This window comes from Bifidobacterium vespertilionis (assembly GCF_008698145.1).
Taxonomy (GTDB): Bacteria; Actinomycetota; Actinomycetes; order Actinomycetales; family Bifidobacteriaceae; genus Bifidobacterium; species Bifidobacterium vespertilionis.
On the sequence record NZ_RZNZ01000002.1, the window covers coordinates 1 to 22,826 of the forward strand.

Genomic DNA, 22,826 nt, shown 5'->3' on the forward strand with positions numbered 1-22,826 from the left:
ACTGTCGACGAGGCCGTCGTAGGCAGCGTCAGATGTGTAAAAGAGCCGGCGGCCCCGCCTGGCCGCGGCCCCCGCATGCCCTGCCCGCTCGCCCAGCCCCGGACAATACCGCGCGGTACAGTGGAACCCATGACTGAATCCGGGAACTTCGTGCATCTGCATAATCACACGCATTACTCGCTGCTCGACGGTGCTTCGAAGATCCCCAATCTGGCGAAGAAGGCCGCGAGCCTTGGCATGCCGGCCGTCGGCATCACCGACCACGGCAACATGCACGGCGCCTACGAGATGTACACGAACTGTGTGAAGAACGGCGTCAAGCCCATCATCGGCATCGAGGCGTACGTGACGCCGGAGACCGCCCGTCAGGACAAGTCGCGCGTGCACTGGGGCACCGAGGCCCAGCGGCGCGACGACGTCTCCGGCGGCGGTTACATCACGCACCTCACGCTGTGGGCGCAGAACGATCGCGGCCTGGTCAACCTGCTCAAGGCGAGTTCGGTGGCCAACCTCGAGGGCCGCGTGATGCGCTATCCGCGTATGGACAAGGATGTGCTGTCCACGTACCACGAGGGCGTGATCTGCGGATCGGGCTGCCCCTCGGGCATCATCCAGACCAGGCTCGCGCTGGGCCAGTTCGACGAGGCCCTGCGCGCGGCGGGCGAGCTGCAGGACATCTTCGGCAAGGAGAACTTCTTCATCGAGCTCATGGACCACAACCTCGAGATCGAGCGGCGCAACGTGCCCGGCCTGCTCGAGATCGCCAAGCGGCTCAACGCGCCCCTGCTGGCCACGAACGATTCGCACTACGTTGAGGCCCAGGACGCGGAGGCCCAGGACGCGATGCTGTGCATCAACTCCGGCGAGCGGCTGGACAACCCCGATCGCTTCAAGTTCGACGGCACGGGCTACTACCTCAAATCCGCCGAGGAGATGCGCGAGCTGTTCAAGGACTTCCCCGAGGCGTGCGACAACACCCTCGAGATCGCCGACCGGTGCAACGTGATGTTCGACGACGGCGAGGACGGCGCGTTCATGCCCAAGTTCCCGTGCCCCGAGGGCTGGGACGAGACCTCCCTGTTCCTCAAGAAGGTGGAGGAGGGCCTGGAGCGCCGCTACGACGGCAACCCGCCCGCCAAGGTTTTGAAGCAGGCCGACTACGAGTGCGGCGTGATCTGCCAGATGCAGTTCTGCGGCTACTTCCTGGTGGTGGCCGACTACATCCAGTGGGCCAAGGACCACGGGATCATGGTGGGCCCGGGCCGTGGATCCGCTGCAGGATCGATGGTGGCGTACGCGATGGGCATCACCGAGCTGGACCCGCTGGAGCACGGCCTGATCTTCGAGAGGTTCCTGAACCCCGAGCGCGTCTCCCTGCCGGATATCGACGTGGACTTCGACCCGGAGGGCCGCCTCGACGTGATCAAGTACTGCGGCGAGAAGTACGGCACGGACAAGGTCGCGCAGTGCGTGATCTACGGCGTGATCAAGACCAAGCAGGCCCTGAAGGACTCGGCGCGCATCATGGGCTACGAGTTCTCGATGGGCGATCGGGTCACCAAGGCCCTGCCGCCGAGCAAGAACGGCAAGGATGCGTCCCTGAGCGAGATCTTCGACCCGAACTCGAAGCGGTACGCCGAGGCGCGCGAGTTCCGCGAGCTGTACGATTCGGACCATGATGCGCACATGATCATCGACAAGGCCAAGACGATCGAGGGTCTGATCCGCCAGACCGGCGTGCACGCGTGCGCCACGATCATGGGTAGCGAGCCGATCACGGACACCTCGCCCCTGCTGGAGCGCACCGACGGCACGATCACCACCACGTTCGAGTACCACACGTGCGAGACCCTGGGGCTGGTCAAGATGGACTTTCTGGGGCTTTCCAACCTCACGGTCATCCACGACACCCTGAAGAACATCGAGGCGAACGGCAAGGAGCCGATCGACTATACGAAGATCCCGCTGGACGACCGCGAGACGTACAAGCTGCTTTCGCGCGGCGACACCTTGGGCGTGTTCCAGCTCGATTCCGACGGCATGCGAAGCCTGCTCAAGAGCCTCAAGCCGGATAACTTCAACGACATCTCGGCACTGATCGCCCTGTACCGCCCGGGCCCGATGGATATGGACTCGCACAACAACTACGCCAAGCGCAAGAACGGGCTGCAGAAGATCGAGCCGATCCACCCCGAGCTGGAGGAACCGCTCAAGCAGGTGCTCGACGAGACGTACGGTCTGATCGTCTACCAGGAGCAGGTGCAGTCCGCGGCCCGAATCCTGGCCGGCTACTCGCTGGGCAAGGCCGACGTGCTGCGCCGAGCGATGGGCAAGAAGAAGCCGGAGGTGCTGGCCAAGGAGAAGGTCCCGTTCTTCGCGGGCATGAAGGAGCACGGCTATTCCGAGGAGGCCGCGCAGGCCGTGTGGGACGTGCTGGTCCCGTTCTCCGGCTATGCGTTCAACAAGGCCCATTCGGCCGCGTACGGCCTGATCTCCTACTGGACCGCGTACCTCAAGACCCATTACCCGGTCGAGTTCATGGCCGCCCTGCTTCAGGGCACGCGCGACAACAAGGACAAGACCGCCCTGTATCTGGGCGAGGCGAGGCGCATGGGCATCCAGGTGCTCTCCCCGGACGTCAACGAGTCCCGGTTCGAGTACTCGGCCGTGGGCGATGTGGTCCGCTTCGGTCTGGGCGCGATCCGCAACGTGGGTGAGCGCGCGGTGGCGGACATCATCGCCGAGCGCGAGGGCCCGCGCGGCAAGTACGTGAACTTCATGGACTTCGTGCGCCGCGTGCCGATCACCGCGCTCAACAGGCGCCTGGTGGAATCACTCATCAAGGCCGGCGCGTTCGATTCGATCGACCCCAACCGCCGTGCCCTGTTCACGATCCACGAGTCGGCGATCGAGTCGGTGGTGAGCATCAAGCGCAAGCAGGCGGAGGGCCAGTTCGACCTGTTCGCCGACGAGGATGCGGGCGCGGACGCCGCGGCGATGGGCGACATGGAGATCACCGTGCCGGACATCGAGGAGTGGGACAAGAAGACCAAGCTCAACTTCGAGCGCGAGATGCTGGGCCTGTACGTGTCCGACCATCCGCTTTCGGGCATGCAGTCGGTGCTGGCGAGCCTGCGCGAGATGTCGATCGCGCATCTGATCGACCGTGCCAAGACCATGTCGGACGGCCAGCAGGTCACGCTCGCCGGACTCATCACCGGCGTGGAGCGGCGCGTGTCCAAGAAGGGCAACCCGTGGGCGATCGTGACGATCGAGGACATGGAAAGCTCCATCCAGTGCATGTTCTTCGGCAAGGTGTACGAGGCCGCGGCAACCGAAATGGCCGTGGACACCGTGGTGCAGATCCGCGGCCAGGTGGAGAAGCGCGACGAGACCGTGAGCCTGAGGGCCACGGAGATGCAGATCCCCACGCTGGAGGCGGCGGACGAGCGGCCGTTGACGATCACGCTGCCGCAGGTGGCCCTGGACCGCGGCAACATGATGCAGCTCGGGCAGGTGCTCCACAGCCATCCCGGCACCTGCGAGGTCAAGCTCGCGATCATGGACGAGCGGGGCAACGCGCAGGTGCTCACGTTCGGCGACCGGTTCCGCGTCAAGCGCGACACCTCGCTGTTCGCGGAGATCAAGATCATCTTCGGCCCGAGCTGCCTGCCGGCGGCGTAGGGGATTTCGCTTCTTCATCCATAGTGCAAGCTGGCCTTTCCAACGTCATCCTGAGCGAAGCGCAGCGGAGTCGAAGGATCCTTAGCTTCCATGACTTGGTGCACAGTGGCCAAGGATCCTTCGACTTCGGCCTGACGGCCTCCGCTCAGGATGACGGAAAAGGCTGTCTTGCACTCATGATGACGAAAGAAAGGGAGAGGGCTGTGACCATGGACGAGACCGAGCAACGCTGGATCGCGGACGCGCTGGAACGTCTCTCGCATTCCGCGTTCCGGGCCAAATTCACGCTGAGCGAGCGGGATCGTGCCTACGCGCGGGACAAGGGTCGCGATGCGATCGCCGATCATGCTCGCGATCTGCTGCGCAAGCGCGTGGGGGACGCCGAACCGCGCAACGACGGCCGGCAGACCCCGTGGCGCGGGCATCCGGTGTTCACGGCCCAGCACGCCACCGCCACCTGCTGCCGCGGGTGCATCGCCAAATGGCACGGGATCCCCAAGGGGCGTCCGCTCACGGACGATGAGGTGGCGCGGCTCGCGGATCTGGTCATGGCGTGGATCGATCGCGATCTGGCGGCGCATCCGGACGATGAGCTGCGGCTGTTCTGAAGGCCATATGGGGCAATCCAAGCGCGAAACCCCCGCTGGGAGGGCGGTTTGCGTCCGTTTCGGCGCGTAAATCGAGTGGTAACCGGGCGGGGAAGTCCGAAATGCGGGGATTGTACGCCGTTCGTCACATTGCGACCCTACACTTGGACCCATGAGCGACAATTACATGCGAATCATCGACCTGAGGGGCAAGTCCCTCACCCGCGCCGAGCTGCTGGCGGCCATGCCGCGAGCCGACATGGGAACCTCCGAGGCGTCTGATCTGGTGCGCCCCATCCTCAACGACGTCAAGGAGCGCGGCGCCGCGGCCCTGCGCGACTTCGAGGAGAAGTTCGACCATGTGCGCCCCAAGCACCTGCGCGTGCCCGCCGAGGCGATGACCGCCGCGCTCGAGACACTTGATCCGGAGGTCCGCGCCGCCATCGAGGAGTCGGTGCGTCGCGCCCGCGCCGTGGCCGCCAACCAGGTGCCCAAGGATTTCCACACCGATCTGGCCCCCGGCGCCCGCGTGGCCGAGCGCTGGATCCCCATCCAGCGCGTGGGCCTGTACGTGCCCGGCGGCAAGGCCGTCTACCCCTCCAGCGTGATCATGAACGCCGTGCCCGCCCAGGCCGCCGGCGTCGAATCGTTGGCCATCGCCACCCCGCCGGCGCGTGACGACGCCGAGGGTCTGCCCAACAAGACCATCCTCGCCACCTGCGCCATTCTGGGCGTCACCGAGGTGTACGCGGTCGGCGGCGCCCAGGCCATCGCCATGTTCGCTTACGGCGCCAAGGGCTCCGAGCCGCAGGACGGCGAGGTGCTGTGCGATCCGGTGGACAAGATCACCGGCCCGGGCAACATCTTCGTGGCCACCGCCAAGTCGCTGGTCTCCGGCTTCGTGGGCATCGACGCGGTCGCCGGCCCCACCGAGATCGGCATCATCGCGGACAAGACCGCCAACCCGAGCCTGGTGGCCGCCGACTTGATCGGTCAGGCCGAGCACGACGAGCTGGCCGGCTCCGTGCTGTTCACCGACTCCACCGAAATCGCAGACGCGGTCCAGGAGAACCTCAAGTACCGTGTGCCCAGGACCGAGCACGCCGAGCGCGTCGCCACGTCCCTGTCCGGCAAGCAGTCGGCCATCGTGCTCACCGACGATCTGGACCACTCCATCGACGCCGCCAACGCCTACGCGGCCGAGCATCTGGAGATCCAGACCACCGACGCGGACGCCGTGGTCAAGCGCATCAAGAACGCCGGCGCGATCTTCCGCGGCCCGTTCTCCCCGGTGCCGCTGGGCGACTACATGTCCGGCTCCAACCACGTGCTGCCCACCGGCGGCACCGCGCGATTCGCGGCTGGCCTGGGCGTGCACACGTTCATGAAGCCCGTCGAGGTCATCGAATACGACGAGGAGGGTCTGAAGGCCCTGGCCGCGCGCATCAACGCCTTCGCCGTCTCCGAGGATCTGCCCGCCCACGGCGAGTGCGTGCTCTCCCGCTTCGTGGAGGACCCGTACAACAAGGAGACGCTGCGCGAGCAGGAGAAGGAAGCGGGCCTTCGATGAGCACGATCCCCGCAAGTCTGCCGCTGAGGAACGACCTGATCGGCGAGGAGCCATACGGCGCACCGCAGCTGGATGTGCCCGTCTGCCTCAACGTCAATGAGAACCCGTACGCGCCGGAACCGGCCGTGTGCGACACGATCGCGCGCCGCGTGCGAGAGATCGCGCCCACGCTCAACCGCTATCCGGACCGCGAGCACATCGAGCTGCGCCGCGCATTCTCCACGTATCTGGAGCGCGAATCCGGCGTGAAGCTGGACGTGGACGAGCTGTGGGGCGCGAACGGCTCCAACGAGATCATGCTCCAGCTCTTTCAGGCGTTCGGCGGACCCGGGCGCATCGCGCTGGGCTGCGATCCCACGTACTCCATGTACCCGGAGTACGCGCGCGATACCTTCACCACCTGGAAGCTGGCCCATCGCAACCCCGACTTCACGCTGAACGTGGAGCGCACCATCGAGGCGATCCACGAGGTCAAGCCCGCGATGGTCCTCATCACGTCCCCGAACAACCCCACCGGCACGCCGCTGGCCATGGACGATCTCAGGCGCCTGCTCGCCGCCTGCGAGACCGCATCGGTCACCGGGGCGCCCGAAGGCGTCCACTCGGTGCTCGTGGTGGACGAGGCGTACGTGGAGTTCCGCAACCCCGGCACGCCCAGCGCCGTCACGCTCATCAAGGACCACCCGAACCTGGCCGTCAGCCGCACCATGAGCAAGGCCTTCGCCTTCGCCGGCGCTCGCGTGGGCTACCTCGCGGCGAACAAGGGCATCATCGACTGCGTGCGCATTGTGCGCATGCCGTACCACCTGTCCGCCGTCACGCAGGCCGCCGCCCTCGCCGCGTTCGAGCACACGGACGAGCAGCTGAGCCGCGTGGCCCATCTGCGCGAGACCCGCGAGGCCACCGCCGAATGGCTGCGCGCCCAGACGTACAAGGGCCAGCCGCTCGAGGTGGCCGAATCCGAGTCGAACTTCCTGCTGTTCGGCGGGCATTTCGACGACCGCGACCGCATCTTCGAGGAGCTGCTCAAGCGCGGCATCCTCATCCGCGTGGTCGGCCCCGAAGGCTGGCTGCGCGTGTGCATGGGCACCGACGAGGAGATGGCCCGCTTCCGCGAGGCGTTCGCTCAGGTGCTGCGGCTGGTCGAGCAGGCGTAGCCCGCAGACCCGATCGCGCGGCCCCACGGCATCGCGCGGCAAACACATACAAGGAGTTTTCGAATCATGGCAAGAACAGCGACGATCGTTCGCAAGACCAGCGAATCCTCGGTCGAACTGAGCCTGAATCTGGACGGCACCGGCAAGACGGACATCGACACGTCCGTGCCGTTCTATAACCACATGATGACCGCCCTCGGCAAGCACTCGCTGATCGACCTGACCATCAAGGCGCATGGCGACACGGACATCGACGTGCACCACACCGTTGAGGACATCGCGATCGTGTTCGGCGAAGCCCTGAAGCAGGCCCTCGGCGACAAGCGAGGCATCCGCCGGTTCGCCGACGCCACCGTGCCGCTGGACGAGGCGCTGGCCAAGGTCGTGGTCGACATCTCCGGCCGGCCGTACTGTGTGTGCAGCGGCGAGCCCGCCGGCTACGAGTACTGCATGATGGGCGGCCACTTCACCGGTTCGCTCGTGCGCCACGTGATGGAGTCGATCGCCCTGCACGCCGGCATCTGCCTGCACATGCAGGTGCTCGCCGGCCGCGACCCGCACCACATCGCCGAGGCCGAATTCAAGGCGCTGGCCCGCGCGCTGCGCTTTGCCATCGAGCCCGATCCGCGCATCGAGGGCCTGATCCCCAGCACCAAGGGGAGCCTGTGATGGCGGACGATTTCAAGGGCCGCGGCGGTTCGTCCGACGACTTCAAGTCCGACGACTTCAACCCGGACGACGCGCATTTCAGCGACGAGGAGCTCGAGGCGGCGCTGGCCGGCTTCGAGAAGGAGTTCGCCGATGCGGATGCGTCCGAGGATGCCGGCGCAAATGAGAATTCATCCGCAAATGATGATTCAATCAGCTCCCATGACTCGGATGCTCCGGAGGTTCCGGACGTGGAGGCCGGATTCGACGATGAGCTGCAGGGCCTGATCGGCAACAAGGCCAAGGTGGCGGTGATCATCACCCAGCTCGCCTCGGCCGACCTGCTCGCCGCGTTCTGCCAGCTTTCGGACATCTCCGCCAAGTGCGTCGCCTCCAAGGAGGGCGCGGTCGCCGTGCTGGACAACCTCAACGGTGACGGACCCGAGGCCGCGGCCAAGGACCTGACCACCGTGGTCTCCGGCATGGCCGTGGTGCTCGCCGTCAACCGCGCGGACAAGCTCGAGGCCAACCTCTACCTGCACGGCAAGCCGGGGGAGAGCTTCGTGCCTCCCGTGCTGTTCAGCTCCACGGCGCCGTTCGTGGAGGATCTGATGCTTGGCATCACGAACCTCGACGCGCTGCAGTCGCAGGGCTTCGCCGTCACGCCCACGTCCAAATTCGATCGCGACGCCGCCTTCCAGGTTATCGCCCAGCACACCAAGTTCGGCCGCGGGGCGCGCACGGAGTAGCGCGCCCACGCAGCAATCCACGGCAGCAATCGCGAAGCAGAAGGAGTAAGTCGTCATGGTCAAGATCGTCGTATTCGATTATGGATTCGGCAACGTCCGTTCGATGGTCCGCGCCCTCGCCAACCTTGGCGTGGACGTGACCCTCACCTCCGACTACCGCCAATCGCTTGAGGCGGACGGCCTTGTGGTGCCCGGCGTGGGCGCGTTCGGCGCGTGCATGGAGGGGCTGAGGCATGTCAGCGGCGATCGTGTGATCTACGATCGCGTCCGTTCCGACCGTCCGGTGCTCGGCGTGTGTGTGGGACAGCAGGTGATGTTCGAGCTCGGTTTGGAGCATGGCGAAAACGCCAGGGGACTGGGTCTGATCGGCGGCACGGTCGGGCCGCTGGACGCCCCCGTGGTGCCGCACATGGGCTGGGACACCGTTCAGGCTCCGGCGGACAGCGTGCTGCTCAAGGGCGTGGAGGACGAGCGCTTCTACTTCGTGCACTCCTACGCGGCCATGGACGCGCGCCCGGCGGACCTGAGCCGCGAGCAGATCGATTTCGGCGATGCCGAACAGCGCGTCACGTGGTGCGAATACGGCAATAGCCGGTTCGTGGCCGCCTACGAGCGCGGTCCGGTGTACGCCTCCCAGTTCCATCCCGAAAAGTCCGCCGAGGCCGGCGCCCAGCTGCTTCGCAATTGGATCGCCGCGCTGTAGGGACTTCGCGCGTTTTCCGGGGCTGGACCGGGAGCCCTCCCGGAAGACCCTCTGGGAAAGACCATAGAAAGGATCACAACATGTCGTTGACTTTGCTTCCCGCTGTCGACGTGCGCGACGGCAAGGCCGTGCGCCTTCGCCAGGGCGAATCCGGTTCCGAAACCGACTACGGCTCGCCGCTCGAGGCCGCGCGTACGTGGGTCGAATCGGGTGCCGAATGGATCCATCTGGTGGATCTGGACGCCGCGTTCGGCACCGGCGACAACCGCGCCCAGCTGCGCGAGATCGTCCACGAGCTGGGGGACAAGGTGAAGATCGAGATGAGCGGCGGCGTGCGCGACGACGCTTCGCTCGACGCGGCTCTGGATGCCGGCGCCGCCCGCGTGAACATCGGCACCGCGGCGCTTGAAAACCCCGACTGGACCGCCTCCGTGATCCGCAAGTACGGCGATCGCGTGGCCGTGGGCCTCGATGTGCGCGGCCACACCCTCGCGGCCCGCGGCTGGGTCAAGGAGGGCGGCGACCTGTTCGAGACCATGAAGTTCCTCGACTCCGTGGGATGCTCCCGCTACGTGGTCACCGACGTGGCCCGCGACGGCATGATGAGCGGCCCGAACCTCACACTCCTCAGGGAGGTGGCCGAGCGCACGGACGCGAAGGTCACCGCATCCGGCGGCATCGCCAAGCTCGACGATCTGCGCGCCATCCGCGAACTGTCCGATCTTGGCGTGGACTCCGCCATCCTGGGCAAGTCCCTGTACGCTAGGGCGTTCACCCTGGAAGAGGCCCTGGTCGTCGCCGGCTGACGGTCGTCGCCGGCTGACGGCGCGTCTTCGGCGTTGCTCCTCGGTCGACGTGCCTCGGCACGCCTTCCCTCGGTGCGCCTTGAAGCCGCGCGCGTCAGCCGGCTCCTCCGCTGACTTGAGGTGTTCTCCCGTTATCCTGAGCGCTGAGCCGTACATAGCGGCGTCGAAGGATCCTTGAACCCTGTCAATTGGCCGTCGGCAACGTGTTTTCGATGCGCGTGGCAGCTGTTCCGCGGCAATTTCGGGGCTATGTTGCATAGTGGGGGCGGATTTCGGCCTTTGCAGAATGCTATACATCAAAGTGGGGGCGTGAAATCCCGAGCATCCGCCATATTTGTCGCATCAGCTTGGCGTTTTTCCGCGGTTTTTCAATGGCCGTCGTTCCCGTGCGCCCGTCATGGCATGGCGGGGACGCCCCCACTTTGACGTATATCGCTCGGAAAAGGCCGAAATCCGCCCCCACTTTGCGAGATATCGAGTCGGAACCGTGTCATCCCGAGCAAAGGCCGAAGGCCGGAGTCCGGCTTCGCTCAGGATGACGAGGGTGACCATAGCCGCGCCTCGCTCAGGATGACGGAACAACTCCGCTTAACGGCTCAGCGCTCAGGATGACGATGACGCCTTTTCCGGTCAGCTGGCGCAGGGCAGGTCGCCGTTCGCGATCAGCGACTTGAACACCTCGTAGTCGGCCTCGTTCTGGTCGGCGTAGCTCACCGCGAACGAAGCGATGGCCTGATCGAATTCGTCCGAGCCTCCCAGATAGTTTGCGATCGCCGTGGAGTCGCCGGTGCGCGCATGCGCGTGCGCCAGACTCCACGCGCACATGCGGCCCAGATCGGACAGCGCCAGATCGTTGAGATGGTCGATGTCGATCGACCCCTTGCCGTTCCACAGCTGGCGCACGTAGTAGTCGCGCGGCTGGCCGTCCTCCGCGGTGAACGACGACCATCCAAGCAGTACGTCGGCCGTGGACTGGATCAGCTTCTGGCCCTGCACCACGCGCTCGCCATGCGTGGCGTACGGGCTCTTGCCGCAGAACCGTTCCAGCACCGAATCGGTGGCCTCCTTCATCTGCAGGATCAGTGGGTCGTCGATGTCGCGTCCGGTGAGCATGGCGATCCACGCGCGCTGGCCCACCGAGCCCACGCCCACCACCTTGCGGGCGGCATCATGGTAGCGGTAGTGCTCCAGCACGTGGCGGCGATCGTCGTACAGGCTGTCCTTGTAGTTCTCCAACAACGTGAAGATGCGCTCCCGCAGCGCGTCTGGATCGGCGTAGGAAGACAGTCGGTCGATCGGCACAAGCTCGGGCGGATTCTCGTTGAAGCGCAGGCGATCGCCATCATAATGGGCCAGCTTGGCGGCGGCCGCATCGGAGTCCTTGGTCTTGGCCTTCATCGCCGCGGTCCGCAGCGTGCGGTTGCGCCGGCCGTCCTGCGTGCTTTCGTAGCGGTCGAGCGTGTGCTCCACATCCAGATGGTCGTACCAGGCTTCCAGATAGTCCATCTTGGAGAACTGGTCGATGCGGTTGCGGTACGTGTGCACGCATCGGGCCACGGCGGCCCTGCGCGCCTTGGGCTTGATGCCGTTCGCGCGTCCGCAAACCTCCACGCTCACCGCCAGACGCTTGACATCCCACTCCCAGGGACCCGTGGCCGTCTCGTCGAAATCGTTGACGTCGAACACCAGATGGGCCGAAGGGGAGCGGAAGATACCGAAGTTGCCGATGTGCGCGTCGCCCACGGCCTGCACCGGGATGCCGGTGACCGGAGTGTGCGCCAGATCGTACGCCTGGATCAGCGCGGTGCCGCGGTAGAACGTGAACGGGCTCACGCTCATGCGCGCGTATCGCAGGGGAATGAGATCGCGCACGCGCCGGGCCGACTGCTCCTCCAGCAGGCCGATCACCTCGCGGCGGCCTTCGCGCACCTGCCACAGCGCGTGGCTCTCCAGCGGGGCCTTGGCGCGGGCGGCGATGCCGGCCCTGGCCCGCTCGCGCGGATCCGGCGCCTCGACCCACGAGGTCACGTCGATTTGCGGATACTCGTGCGGCGCCTCGGCCGCCAGCACGGCCGGATCCCAATGCTTCATGCTCTTCTCGCTGCTCATAGGCCCCAAGCATACCCGTCCGCTGTACGGCGATGGTTCACTTTCCCTTCATCCTGAGCGCATGTTGGCTTTCCCGTCATCCTGAGCGAAGTCGTCCTCCGTCATCCTGAGCGCAATCCTGAGCGCAGTCGAAGGATCCTTAATTCCATGAGTACAGTTAAGGATCCTTCGACTCCGCTGCGCTCCGCTCAGGATGACGGCGGGGAAAGCCGCTCGCTCAGGATGACGGCGGGGAAAGCCGCTCGCTCAGGATGACGCCGCCTTTACCCACTCCACGACATGTTAACGGCGGATGAAATAATGTCATGCCACCATGGTCCGCATGGATAAACAGCAAGAGTTTGCGCTGCGCACGGTCGAGGAACGCGACGTGCGCTTCATTCGTCTGTGGTTCACCGATGTGTTGGGCACGTTGAAGTCCGTGGCGATCGCACCTGCGGAGCTGGAGGCCGCGTTCGAGGAGGGACTGGGCTTCGACGGCTCCGCCATCGAGGGTATGACGCGTGTTTCCGAGGACGACATGATCGTGCAGCCGGACCCGTCCACGTTCCAGATCCTGCCGTGGCGCGGCGGCCCCCAGGGCACCGCCCGCATGTTCTGCGACATTCTCACGCCGGAGGGGGAGCCGAGTCTGGGGGACCCGCGCCACGTGCTCAAGCGCGCGCTCGCCAAGGCGAAGGACAAGGGCTTCACGTTCTACGTGCATCCGGAGATCGAGTTCTACCTGTTCGAGAATCAGGACGACTGGTCCCAGGCGCCCAAGGCTATTGATGATGGCGGCTACTTCGACCACGTGCCGCGCAGCCCCGGCATGGACTTCCGCCGCGCCACCGTGAACTTGCTCGAGCAGATGGGCATCTCGGTGGAGTACTCGCATCATGAAGCCGGCCCGGGCCAGAACGAGATCGACCTGCGCTACGCCGACGCCCTGACCACCGCGGACAACATCATGACCTTCCGCACCGTGGTCAAGGAGATCTCGCTGGAGCGCGGCATCCACGCCAGCTTCATGCCCAAGCCCTTGGCGGACAAGCCCGGTTCCGGCATGCACACGCATCTGAGCCTGTTCGAGGGCGACACCAACGCCTTCTACGAGGCCGGCCAGGAGTTCAACATGTCGCTCACGGCCCGCCAGTTCGCAGCCGGCATCCTGTACCATGCGGCGGAGATCACGGCCGTGTGCTGCCAGTACGTCAACTCGTACAAGCGCCTGTGGGGCGGCAACGAGGCGCCGAGCTACATCTGCTGGGGCCACAACAACCGCTCCGCCCTGCTGCGCATCCCGCAGTACAAGCCCGGCAAGGGCAACTCGGCGCGCATCGAGTTCCGCGCGCTCGACCCGGTCGCCAACCCGTATCTGGCCTACTCGCTGCTGCTCGCCGCCGGTCTGGACGGCATCGACAAGCAGATGACGCTGGACGAGCCGACGAGCGACGACGTGTGGGAGCTCACCGATCCGGAGCGTCAGGCCATGGGCATCCAGCCGCTGCCGAGCTCGCTCGACGAGGCACTGAAGATCATGGAGCGCTCCGACTTCGTGGCCGATGTGCTCGGCGAGCACGCCTTCGAGTACTTCCTGCGTAACAAGCGCCAGGAGTGGGCGGAATACAATTCCCAGGTCACGCCGTACGAGCTGAGCAAGTATCTGCGCAGGCTGTAGGGGCTGCGGCTTCAAGTGCCGGTCGGGCCGTGCGGGTTCATTGGTTCATCCGGGCCGTGCGGGTTCATCCGGGCCGTGTGGGTCATTCGGCTCCACACGGCCCGACATGTGATGTGCTCAGCTTTGAACCTTCTGTGCGATCGGCAGCGTCGCGCTGATCGTTTTTTCATCGGTCGAGCTGCTGCCGGTCAGCGTCACCTGCACGTCCTGAATGCTGTCGGCATCCATGCCGTCGGGCGCTTCGAACGCGATCGTCGCCGTGTGAAGAATGCCGGGTTTGATGCCGCGCAACGTCGAATACATGTCGTACTGCGGATCTGGCTCCTTGGACGTGTCCGCATAGCCTTCGGTGAGCTCGACATCCCGGATGCTGGCCTTCAAATCGAAATGATAGAAGAATGTGGTGGGCCGGCCCAGATCGTTGATCCACGCCACGCGGACCACCACCATCGGGCGGATCGCCCCGCCAACGGATGGGGCACCGCGATGGGCGTCGAGAATCGTCGCGTGCAGATCGCCCCACACCGTTTCGAACGTGGTCATGCCGGCCCTGTCCTCGTCGGTCGCCGTCGCATCGGAGCGGATCGGATCGTCGGCGCGCTCGGCCGCCAGCTCGGTCGGGGGAACGTTCGCGCTGCTGGACACGGTCCCGGCGACGGGGAAGCGGCGGACCACAGCGTCGTCGAAGCGGTAATCGCCGATCCACACCTCCACCGGCGTCTGCTCGTCGGCAAGCGAATACACCAGCGTCACATTCTTCGTGGCACCAGGCTCCACGGCGACCATCCAGGACTCGCGATCATACGATTCCGGTACGCCCGCATCGCCGTGTTCGGGGTAAAGGTAGGTTTGATCGAGGGCGACACCGTGCTGGAACGCCCCCGCCGAGCACAGGTTCTGGAAGAAGGCGGACGCCGATCCGGTATTGGTCCATGCGTAGGTGACGATGACCGTGGGCTTCCGGTCGAATGTGTCGATCGGTCCGCGCGTGGCCGATACGATGCGGAACGTGCCAGATACGCCGTCATCCCCGTTCAGCTCGACCTGATCATCGTGGATCACGGTGTCGCGGGTCTGGCGGGCGGAGGACTGTGAGTCCCCGTCCCACGTCATGGAGCCGATACCGGGGATGGACAGGTGCTTGCCACTGAGCGGGTTGCGGACGTTGATCGTCCCCGGTTCCGTCTCGATATATCCGCTCATCAGGCCCGCCGCGCACAGCAGCGCGAGGATGGCGCGGACCAGCCCGCCGCGCCTGCGATCGCGAACGTAAATGGCGATGGCGATCAGGGCGATCACCGCCGTGGCGACGGGGGCTATCTCCATGAACTGGGTTCGATCGAAATCGGTCTGGTCGACGGACCCGACGGCGGGAATCACCATTGCCGCGATCGCGCTCAGCAGCGCTATGGTGGCGAACAAATTGGATTTTCGGCCGGTTTGCTGCTGGGGTTGCGCATGCCGGCCGGAAGGTTGGCCGGATGCCTGGCTGGATGCCTGATCGGACGTTTGGCCGGATGTCTGGTTTGTGGACGAGCGATCGACGCGCGTCGCTGGGTTCGGGGCATATGGGTGGTTGCCCGATTGTCCGGACTGTCTCGATTGTCCGGATTGCTCTGTTTGCCTTGTTTGACTGGGCCGCTGCGGTTGCGCGGATTGGGGCGTGGACGGTTTCGGCGACTCCCGCTCCTGATCCGTGTGCTCCCGATCCAACGACTTTGATGGATCGACGTACGCCTGCGTCTCATCGGCGTCGAATGGGGAGACGTATCCGTCGTGGTTGAGGTCCCTGCCATCGTCTGAAAACAATCCCATATGAGCCCCCTTGCCGTCTTTCGCGCTGCTGCGCCCTCCATACGTCCAGTGTACGGCCCGGGGCGTTGGGACACCAGTGGGGTCAGTCGTGAAGTCGGTGCGGGAGGACTTGCGGCGGGTATAGTGGACGGGACGAATCGGGCACGGGCCAGGACGCGTGAGCGATTCGGACCTGTGAGTGAATCGGATCTGCGAGCGAATCGGATAGGGGAGCGGCCATGGAGTACACGTTCGAGGTGAATTGGGAGGCATACCGGCGCTGGTACGCCTCGCGCGACGCGAAGGAGATCAGGCGGGGCTTCCGCATTTTCGCCGCGTACTCCACGGTGTTCATGCTCGTGGGCGTGGCGTGTCTGGCGCTACTGCTGGCCGGGAAGATCACCAATGGCATGGGTCTGGGTGTGTGGATCGTGTTCGGCGTCACCATGGCGCAGTGGATCGTCTCGCTGATCGGCCTCGCCCGGCCGCGGCTGGTGATGATCAGCAACCGCCGGCTTGTGGAGCGCTGGTATGCCTCGCGCGGCGTGAATGTGGAGGCCCTCAAGCTGATCGAACCGGACTATAGACAGTGGAGCGTGACCGTGCGCGGAAATGTGACCGATCTGGGCGTGGAGGAGACCATGGCCGATGGGTACCCGCTGCGGGTGCCCTTCGCCGTGCTGGATCCCCACGCCGAGACGATCGACGGGGCACTGTGCTACCGCGTGGCCGCGGATAAGGAAGGGCTGCGCATCTGGCGCGCGCTGAATCCGGTGTTGCATTTCCCCACGGGGCTCATCAACGGCACGGTGGTGGTGCCCATCCGCGCGATCGGTGATCCCGAGTTGTTCCAGACCGACGTGGCCCGTCGTATCGAGGCCCAGCGCAAGTCCGTGGTGGCGGAATCGACCGCCGCGGCCACCGGCAAGCGGGCCCAGACCCCGGTCATCGACGATCTGGCCGACTGGACGGACCGCTGAGGGGCGCGAAAAGCCGTCGGTGAGACTCCGAATCGCCAAACTACATCGGTATTTCCGAGTTGTGCATGCGACTTTCAGCAGAAGCCATATATCATCGCCGATATTCGGCTATTTTCCGCGGCTGCTATTCGCGGTAGGGCGGAAATGGCATGCACAACTCGGAAATACGTTTGCCCCGCTCTTATCAAGTCGCATTGCAGCGCATAGTTTGGCTCAGAACAACGTAGTGTTGATTCCGGCTGCTGAATTGTTCCAACCTGCATCGCCAAAATCATGGATTGGAACGAATCCGCGTCTAAGCGTTCCCAAATGACCTCTGCGCTGCGGATTTCTTCCAGCCTGAGATTCTAGGGCTGCAGGTTGGAAAGAATGGGCAGGAGGGGTCTCGGAGGGGAAATAATTGGATCGCGTCACTCCCGCGGATCGCCGAACCATGACGCGTAGATGATCGAGAAATTCCGGTTCCCATAGCTCGAACAGCCGTCGCCGGTGCCCGTGCCCGCCGCCAGCGCCGCCGCATTGGGCTGGTACGGCGTGTAGATGTACAGCAGTCGGGTCGCGTCGTTCTCGATGAACACGTTGCCGGTGCCGCACACCACATTAGGATGGTATTGGATGGCATTCACCCTGCCCGTGCGGAATTTGTAGCGCTCGCCGTTGGCGAGGTAATACCGGAATCGTCTGGCCGAGCCGATCACCTGATTCACGAACCCGGCGTACTGCGGGTCACAACTTGCGTCGTCCGGGCAGCTCAGGCCCATCGCCGCCTGATAGTTCCAATCGCTGGGAGGGGCGGCCGTGACCAGATGCTGTTCCTTCTGCATGAGCGTGAGCAGCACTTTCGGGCTCACGCCGCACGCCTTGGCGGCCGTGGACACCACCTGCGCGGCGCTTTGCCCGGTCGCGCCCTCGACCGCACCGCACAGCCCGTCCGCATCCTGCGCCTCCACGTCGAAGGTCTTGGATTTCAGGCACTGGTCGCCGCTGCATTTGGCACCCTTGACGTTGATGAAGTCCTGGATCTGGTCCACGCCCATCGATTCCGCGTCGAAGAACTGCCGGTCGGAGATGATATCGCCGGGATTAAAGTCGTATTCCACCGTGAACTCGCGCTGTTGCTCGCGCGCGGTGGCCACAAGCCGCTGGTACTCCACCACGCGGATCAGGGCCAGGACCAGCGCCACCACAAGCACCGCGGAGACCATGGCCGTGCCCGCCATGATCGTCTTCTGCGCCACGCCGGCGTTGTGCCATGTGCTCCGCCAGCGCGCCCAGCTGGCAGGGTCCGTCAGATCGGGGCGACGGACGGACCCCCTCCGTGCCGTTGCACGCCGATTGCGATTGCCGATGTTCTTGCCGTTGTTCATACCGGGCGACATTGTAGCGGCTCCGTCTGGGAGCGGCTGGGCGGTCGGCTAGAATGTCCCGCATGAGAAACAAGGGAGGATCGATGGCCGTTACCTGGCTGCTGCTGTTCGTGACGATCATGTGCGAGGTGGTGGCGACGCTGTCGTTGCGCGCGTCGGCGGGCTTTTCCAAGCCGATCTGGGCGATTCCGGTCGTCGCCGGCTACGTGGTCTGCTTCTATCTACTGTCCGTGGTGCTGGAGCGGGGCATGCCCACGGCGCTCGCCTATGGCGTGTGGTCGTGCGTGGGAATTATTCTCACGGCGATCGCCGCGCGCGTGATCTTCCACGACCCGCTCAACTGGAGGATGGCCGCGGGCATGGCGGTGATGATCATCGGCATCGCGATCATGCAGTGGGGCACGCATTCGGCCGGGTGACGGCGAGGAGCACAATGGATCGCCCTACATGCTCATGCCCAGCAATGCGAGACCGGGAGGCGTGAGCGGGAACACCAGCACGCCCACCAGCAGCAGCGCGCCGGCGACCTTTGTCCCGAACAGGTAGAAGTCGGTCGGCTCGCCGCCGCGGACGTCAAGGAAATGCTCGATTGTCCAGAGGGCTTCGGTCTTGAACAGGCAGAGCAGGCCGGACGCGAGGAGCAACACCTCGATGGCGATGAATGCGACGATGCTCATGGCGACCCTCCTTGGTCGTTCGCGGCCGTACGCTGTCTTTCGCTGCCGTTCGCTTTCGTTCGTTGCGGATGCGGGGAATGGGCGCGGCACAGCGCAGGTGCATCCAGTATACGGGTGATCCGCCCGTGACTCACGAACAAGCAGACTGGGAAAACCGGTGATTCCAAGCGGATTGCCGCGCAAAATCACCGGTCGCAATGCCGGTCCGCCGCCTAGCCCAGCAGCTTCCTCAGCCGTTGCATGCTCACGGGCTTGGCGGTGCCGAGCTCCTGCGCCCACAGGGAGACGTAGAATTCCTCGAGCAGCCAGCGGGCCTCGGTGGCGGTTTTCATCAGCGTTTCGTGCCGCGGTCCGGCCGGTTCGGCCTTCGCGCGGGACATGGCCTTGTCCACCAGCTGCTTGGCCTCGTCGGCCTCCCACGCCCAGCGCACGTCGCGGTTCTTGTCCGCCTTGGCCTTGGTGAGGCGGGTCAGATCGGCGCGCAGGTATCGCTCCACGTAGCACAGCGAGTACGGGGGAGTGGCCCCCACGAACCCGGGGTAGACCAACGTGGTGATGTGCTCGCGGATCGACTGCAGCACCGAAAGCATGGGCAGATCGGCCGGTCCGGAGACCGCCTTGTCCACTTCGGCATACCGCTTGAGGATCTCGACCACATCGCGCGCCACCGCGTACACCGTGTCCTCGAACACTTCGGTGACGCCCAGCACCGCGTCGCCCAACGCGTCGTCGTCCGGCAGCTTGTCCACATCCGGCAGCAGCCGCTTCACGGCGGCCAGCTGGATGTCCTCCACCAGCGCCTTCGTGGACTTGTACGGGGCCGATGCGAGCATCAGCGCCTCGCCGCCCAGCCAGCGGGAGGACACGCGCTCGGAGGGCAGGCGCAGCGCGTCCAGCGCGCCCTTCCACAGCATCTCGGCGCGCGAAAGGGTGGTGGCGCCGGCCTTGTGCAGCAGGTTCGCCTGCTCCACCAGCTTGCCCTGATCGCCCGCGGCGGCGGCCTTGCGCTCCACCATCCTGCGGGCGGACGCCTCGGCCTGCGCGGCGAACTCGCGCTGCAGGGCCTTGAGGTCCTTGCCCTGGCCCATCACCTTCACCGGCGCACGGCCGCGGCCCCGGCGGTTCTTGGGCTGCGGCAGCTGCTGCTCCACGGCGAATGTCATGCGCAGGTACGGCGTGAGCTTGCCCCACAGTTCGGCGTTGAGCACCTCCGGATGGATCTGCGCGCCCACCGTGGCGATGGCCGCCTGCGTGAACAGATGTGAGAAATCCGGCACGGGGGAGGCGCCGGCCAGCGCCGGCTTGCGCATGTCCCCGGAGCCGGGCAGGGACGGGTACCGCCCGTCGATCCACTCGCGGATCTTCCTCGCCGCGTCCGGCGCGGGCACGAACTGCACGCGCAGTTGCTTGGGTAGGGCCTTGATGAGCCCCACGATCAGCTCGTCCAGCAGGCCCGGCACATTCCATGTGAACTGGTCCGGCGTGAGCCTCGAGAGCACCTTGAGGGGGATGTGCACGGTCACGCCGTCGGCGGGATCGTGAGGATCGTACACGTAGCTTAATCGCAGATCGATCGGCGTGCCGTCCGTGCCGGTGGTGTGCCAGTGGTCCGGGTAGTCGGACAGGCTCACTGAATCGGCGTCAGCCAGACGCTCCACCTTGTCCGGATCGAAGTTGAGCAGGTCGGGATGCTCGTCATGCTCGGTCTTCCACCACTTGGCCAGATCCGCCACGCACGTCACGTCCGCCGGGATCACGGCGTTGTAGAAGTCGAACAGGTCCTCGTCACTGACGATCTCGGCCATCTGGCGCGTGCGGTTCGCGTCCTCGGCCGCATCCTCCAGGATGTCGCGGTTGCGGGCCACGAACTCGTCGTAGCTGAACCGCTGCTGGATGTCGCCCTCCACCAGGCCCTGGCGCAGCAGGAAATCGCGCGCCTCGGCCGGGTTGATGCGGCCCCACTGCACCGTGCGGTCCTGCACGATCGGCAGACCATACAGCAGCACGCGCGCGCTCGCCACCGCGGACCCGCGCGAGCCCGACCAGTGCGGCTCGGCGTACGTGGTGCGCGTGAGGGAGCCGGCCAGCGGCTCGGCCCACGCCGGGTCGATCGCCGCCGAATAGCGGGCCCACAGACGGCTGGTCTCCACCAGCTCGGTGCTCATCACCCACGGCGGGGTGGCCTTGGCCACCGCGGAGGCGGGGAACAGGGCGAAATGCGTGCCGCGTGCGCCCTGATACTCGTTCTTCGACTGCTTCTGGGCGCGCTTGATGGCCCTCGCGCGTGCCGCGCCCGTGAGCCCGGCGAAATCGGACGCCTTCGGTTCGCGCACCACCTGCATGCCCAGATTGGACAGCAGGCCAGCGAGCATGGCGGTGTGGATGCCCCGGTCGTCCCAGGAGCAGACCATGCTGTGCGCCGGCTGCTGGTTCAGGGGCAGCTGACGGGCCGCAAGATCCGGACGGGACGCCGGCTGCGGCTCGCCCACGTTGAACTTCAGCTCGTGGCACATTTCCGTGAGCTGATGGACCAGATCGCGCCACTGGCGCATGCGCAGCCAGCTCAGGTACTCGGTCTTGCAGATGCGGCGCAGCGCGGAATTGCTGGGCTCGCCGTCCGCCTGGAACACGCGGTCCCACAGGTTCAGGGCGGTCAGGAAGTCGCTCGACGCGTCCGCGTAGCGGTTGTGGATGCGGTCGGCCTCGTCGCGGTTCTCGTCCGGGCGCTCGCGCGGGTCCTGCAGGCTCAGGAACGCCACGATCACCAGCACCGCGGCCAGCGTGTCCGGCGTGGACTTGGCCGCCTCGATCACCATGCGCCCCAGACGCACGTCGATCGGGATGCGCGCCAGCTGGCGGCCGATGTGCGTGAGCGTGACCTCGCCGCGCTTGCGTCCGATCGCCTTGAGCTCCGTCAGCTCGTTGAAGCCGTCCGACACGGCCTTCATGTCCGGCGGGTCGATGAAGCCGAACCGCGTCACGTCCTCGGCCGTGCGCGCCACGCCCACGGAAAGCATGTGCAGCACCACCGCGCCCAGCGACGTGCGCAGGATCTCCGGCTCGGTGAATCGTGGGCGGGTCTCGTAGTCCTCGCGCGAGTACAGGCGGATCGCGATGCCGTCGGCGATACGGCCGCATCGGCCGGCCCTCTGGTCGGCGCTCGCCTGGCTGATCGGCTCGATCGGCAGGCGCTGCACCTTCGCGGTCTTGGAATAGCGCGAGATGCGCGCGGTGCCGGGATCCACCACGTAGCGGATGCCGGGCACTGTCAGGGACGTCTCCGCCACGTTGGTGGCGATCACGATGCGCTGGTGGGTGTGCGACTCGAACACGCGATGCTGGTCCTTGGCGGACAGGCGCGCGAACAGCGGCATGATCTCGATCGCATCCGGCCGGCGCATGTCCTCGGCTCGCGGGCCGTAGTGGCGGCGCAGCGCGTTCTCGAAGTCGTGGATGTCGCGCTCGCCGGAGGCGAAGACCAGGATGTCCCGGGCGCCGCGCTCGTGGCTCGAATGGATGACCAGCTCGGCGCAGGCGCGGGCCACGGCGGTGGGCATGTCGGTGATGCCGTCCTCATCCGCGTGCGACCGGTTGCCGCGTCCGGGCCGGGCGTCGTCCTCGCCGGCGATCGCGCTGGCCAGCTCCTCGTAGTCGGCGTCGCCGGGCCTGGCTCCCACGGCGAATCCCGGCACCTCGCGCATCAGAGCCGGCGCGGTGCCCAGCGGCTCGTACACCACCTGCACCGGGTACGTGCGGCCGGACACCTCGATCACCGGCACCTTGGACTTCAGCGCATGCTCGAAGTGCTCCTGGAACTTCACCGAATCGATGGTCGCGGAGGTGATGATGAGCTTCAGATCGCGCCGCTTGGGCAGCAGGGCCGTGAAATAGCCGAGCAGGAAGTCGATGTTGAGGCTGCGCTCGTGCGCCTCGTCGATCACGATCGTGTCGTACTGGCTGAGCTTCGGGTCGCGCTGGATCTGCGCGAGCAGGATGCCGTCCGTCACCACGCGCAGACGGGTCTTCGGCGAGCTTTCATCGGTGAATCGCACCTGGAAGCCCACCTCGTCGCCCAGACGCACGCCCAGTTCGGCCGCGATGCGTTCGGCCACCGTGCGGGCCGCGATGCGCCTCGGCTGGGTGTGCACGATCTGCCGGCCATGCGTGCCGCGTCCCATCTCCAGGAGGATCTTCGGGATCTGGGTGGTCTTGCCGGATCCGGTCTGGCCGGAGACGATCACCACCTGCGAGTCGCGCACGGCCCTGGCGATGTCGTCGCGCGCGGCGGAAACCGGCAGTTCGCCGGGGTATTCGAACTTCATTCCTTCGTCGTGT

The 22,826-nt window shown here is 65.7% G+C and carries 16 protein-coding genes; 11 read left to right on the forward strand and 5 right to left on the reverse strand.

What is annotated here, in order from left to right; genetic code table 11:
• Positions 1 to 129: 129 nt before the first annotated feature.
• From dnaE to priA, 8 genes are all read left to right on the forward strand, one after another.
• Positions 130 to 3,684 (forward strand): DNA polymerase III subunit alpha, encoded by a 3,555-nt coding sequence (dnaE, locus tag EMO90_RS01415; protein WP_150354088.1) that lies wholly within the window; start codon positions 130 to 132, stop codon positions 3,682 to 3,684.
• 209 nt (positions 3,685 to 3,893) lie between these two features.
• The gene (locus EMO90_RS01420; protein ID WP_190972009.1) at positions 3,894 to 4,292 is read left to right on the forward strand and encodes a DUF4186 domain-containing protein; all 399 of its coding nucleotides are present in this window, start codon (positions 3,894 to 3,896) and stop codon (positions 4,290 to 4,292) included.
• Positions 4,293 to 4,443: 151 nt separating this feature from the next.
• Complete coding sequence (gene hisD / locus EMO90_RS01425) at positions 4,444 to 5,841, forward strand: histidinol dehydrogenase (protein WP_190972007.1); 1,398 nt, start codon at positions 4,444 to 4,446, stop codon at positions 5,839 to 5,841.
• Entirely contained in the window at positions 5,838 to 6,998 is a 1,161-nt protein-coding gene (locus tag EMO90_RS01430) for a histidinol-phosphate transaminase (protein WP_150354086.1), read from the forward strand. The genes hisD and EMO90_RS01430 overlap by 4 nt, the downstream gene beginning before the upstream one ends.
• A gap of 66 nt (positions 6,999 to 7,064) precedes the next feature.
• Entirely contained in the window at positions 7,065 to 7,667 is a 603-nt protein-coding gene (gene hisB / locus EMO90_RS01435) for an imidazoleglycerol-phosphate dehydratase HisB (protein ID WP_150354085.1), read from the forward strand.
• Complete coding sequence (locus EMO90_RS01440; protein WP_150354084.1) at positions 7,667 to 8,395, forward strand: hypothetical protein; 729 nt, start codon at positions 7,667 to 7,669, stop codon at positions 8,393 to 8,395. Before hisB ends, EMO90_RS01440 begins: the two co-directional genes overlap by 1 nt.
• Before the next feature lie 55 nt (positions 8,396 to 8,450).
• Positions 8,451 to 9,098 carry an imidazole glycerol phosphate synthase subunit HisH gene (gene hisH / locus EMO90_RS01445; protein WP_150354083.1) on the forward strand — a complete coding sequence of 216 codons (648 nt, stop codon included), beginning with the start codon at positions 8,451 to 8,453 and terminating at the stop codon, positions 9,096 to 9,098.
• Positions 9,099 to 9,178: 80 nt separating this feature from the next.
• Positions 9,179 to 9,904 carry a bifunctional 1-(5-phosphoribosyl)-5-((5-phosphoribosylamino)methylideneamino)imidazole-4-carboxamide isomerase/phosphoribosylanthranilate isomerase PriA gene (gene priA / locus EMO90_RS01450; RefSeq protein WP_150354082.1) on the forward strand — a complete coding sequence of 242 codons (726 nt, stop codon included), beginning with the start codon at positions 9,179 to 9,181 and terminating at the stop codon, positions 9,902 to 9,904.
• A gap of 630 nt (positions 9,905 to 10,534) precedes the next feature.
• Here priA and EMO90_RS01455 read toward each other — a convergent pair.
• On the reverse strand, positions 10,535 to 11,995 hold the full coding sequence (locus EMO90_RS01455) for a DUF2252 domain-containing protein (protein ID WP_150354106.1): 1,461 nt from the start codon (positions 11,993 to 11,995) through the stop codon (positions 10,535 to 10,537).
• 340 nt (positions 11,996 to 12,335) lie between these two features.
• Between EMO90_RS01455 and glnA the strand changes: the two genes are divergently transcribed.
• Complete coding sequence (gene glnA / locus EMO90_RS01460) at positions 12,336 to 13,673, forward strand: type I glutamate--ammonia ligase (RefSeq protein ID WP_150354081.1); 1,338 nt, start codon at positions 12,336 to 12,338, stop codon at positions 13,671 to 13,673.
• A 117-nt stretch (positions 13,674 to 13,790) separates the two neighbouring features.
• Here the strand turns inward: glnA and EMO90_RS12075 are convergent, their stop codons facing one another.
• Positions 13,791 to 15,056 carry a DUF5067 domain-containing protein gene (locus EMO90_RS12075; RefSeq protein WP_190973676.1) on the reverse strand — a complete coding sequence of 422 codons (1,266 nt, stop codon included), beginning with the start codon at positions 15,054 to 15,056 and terminating at the stop codon, positions 13,791 to 13,793.
• A gap of 650 nt (positions 15,057 to 15,706) precedes the next feature.
• Here EMO90_RS12075 and EMO90_RS01470 point away from each other — a divergent pair.
• Positions 15,707 to 16,447, forward strand: coding sequence for a hypothetical protein (locus EMO90_RS01470; protein ID WP_150354079.1), 741 nt, complete (start codon positions 15,707 to 15,709; stop codon positions 16,445 to 16,447).
• 410 nt (positions 16,448 to 16,857) lie between these two features.
• Here the strand turns inward: EMO90_RS01470 and EMO90_RS01475 are convergent, their stop codons facing one another.
• The gene (locus EMO90_RS01475; RefSeq protein ID WP_223849752.1) at positions 16,858 to 17,814 is read right to left on the reverse strand and encodes a hemagglutinin; all 957 of its coding nucleotides are present in this window, start codon (positions 17,812 to 17,814) and stop codon (positions 16,858 to 16,860) included.
• Positions 17,815 to 17,876: 62 nt separating this feature from the next.
• Here EMO90_RS01475 and EMO90_RS01480 point away from each other — a divergent pair, with 62 nt between their 5' ends.
• Positions 17,877 to 18,233 (forward strand): DMT family transporter, encoded by a 357-nt coding sequence (locus tag EMO90_RS01480; RefSeq protein WP_214383225.1) that lies wholly within the window; start codon positions 17,877 to 17,879, stop codon positions 18,231 to 18,233.
• Positions 18,234 to 18,257: 24 nt separating this feature from the next.
• On the opposite strand, the gene EMO90_RS01485 is transcribed toward EMO90_RS01480, so the two are convergent.
• Together EMO90_RS01485 and EMO90_RS01490 are read right to left on the reverse strand one after the other, a co-directional pair.
• Entirely contained in the window at positions 18,258 to 18,491 is a 234-nt protein-coding gene (locus EMO90_RS01485; protein ID WP_150354078.1) for a DUF6199 family natural product biosynthesis protein, read from the reverse strand.
• Between the two features lie 212 nt (positions 18,492 to 18,703).
• A complete protein-coding gene (locus EMO90_RS01490; RefSeq protein WP_150354077.1) occupies positions 18,704 to 22,813 on the reverse strand; it encodes a DUF3418 domain-containing protein in 4,110 nt (1,369 codons plus the stop codon).
• Positions 22,814 to 22,826: the final 13 nt, after the last annotated feature.

What these genes read in the sequence shown, in the direction of transcription:
- priA (WP_150354082.1), top strand. Translation starts at nt 9,179, where the DNA reads ATGTCGTTGACTTTGCTTCCCGCTGTCGACGTGCGCGACGGCAAGGCC.
- glnA (WP_150354081.1), top strand. Translation starts at nt 12,336, where the DNA reads ATGGATAAACAGCAAGAGTTTGCGCTGCGCACGGTCGAGGAACGCGAC.
- EMO90_RS01485 (WP_150354078.1), bottom strand. Translation starts at nt 18,491, where the DNA reads ATGAGCATCGTCGCATTCATCGCCATCGAGGTGTTGCTCCTCGCGTCC.
- EMO90_RS12075 (WP_190973676.1), bottom strand. Translation starts at nt 15,056, where the DNA reads ATGGTGATTCCCGCCGTCGGGTCCGTCGACCAGACCGATTTCGATCGA.
- EMO90_RS01430 (WP_150354086.1), top strand. Translation starts at nt 5,838, where the DNA reads ATGAGCACGATCCCCGCAAGTCTGCCGCTGAGGAACGACCTGATCGGC.
- EMO90_RS01480 (WP_214383225.1), top strand. Translation starts at nt 17,877, where the DNA reads ATGAGAAACAAGGGAGGATCGATGGCCGTTACCTGGCTGCTGCTGTTC.
- EMO90_RS01440 (WP_150354084.1), top strand. Translation starts at nt 7,667, where the DNA reads ATGGCGGACGATTTCAAGGGCCGCGGCGGTTCGTCCGACGACTTCAAG.
- EMO90_RS01420 (WP_190972009.1), top strand. Translation starts at nt 3,894, where the DNA reads ATGGACGAGACCGAGCAACGCTGGATCGCGGACGCGCTGGAACGTCTC.
- hisD (WP_190972007.1), top strand. Translation starts at nt 4,444, where the DNA reads ATGAGCGACAATTACATGCGAATCATCGACCTGAGGGGCAAGTCCCTC.
- EMO90_RS01470 (WP_150354079.1), top strand. Translation starts at nt 15,707, where the DNA reads ATGGAGTACACGTTCGAGGTGAATTGGGAGGCATACCGGCGCTGGTAC.
- EMO90_RS01475 (WP_223849752.1), bottom strand. Translation starts at nt 17,814, where the DNA reads ATGAACAACGGCAAGAACATCGGCAATCGCAATCGGCGTGCAACGGCA.
- dnaE (WP_150354088.1), top strand. Translation starts at nt 130, where the DNA reads ATGACTGAATCCGGGAACTTCGTGCATCTGCATAATCACACGCATTAC.
- EMO90_RS01455 (WP_150354106.1), bottom strand. Translation starts at nt 11,995, where the DNA reads ATGAAGCATTGGGATCCGGCCGTGCTGGCGGCCGAGGCGCCGCACGAG.
- hisH (WP_150354083.1), top strand. Translation starts at nt 8,451, where the DNA reads ATGGTCAAGATCGTCGTATTCGATTATGGATTCGGCAACGTCCGTTCG.
- EMO90_RS01490 (WP_150354077.1), bottom strand. Translation starts at nt 22,813, where the DNA reads ATGAAGTTCGAATACCCCGGCGAACTGCCGGTTTCCGCCGCGCGCGAC.
- hisB (WP_150354085.1), top strand. Translation starts at nt 7,065, where the DNA reads ATGGCAAGAACAGCGACGATCGTTCGCAAGACCAGCGAATCCTCGGTC.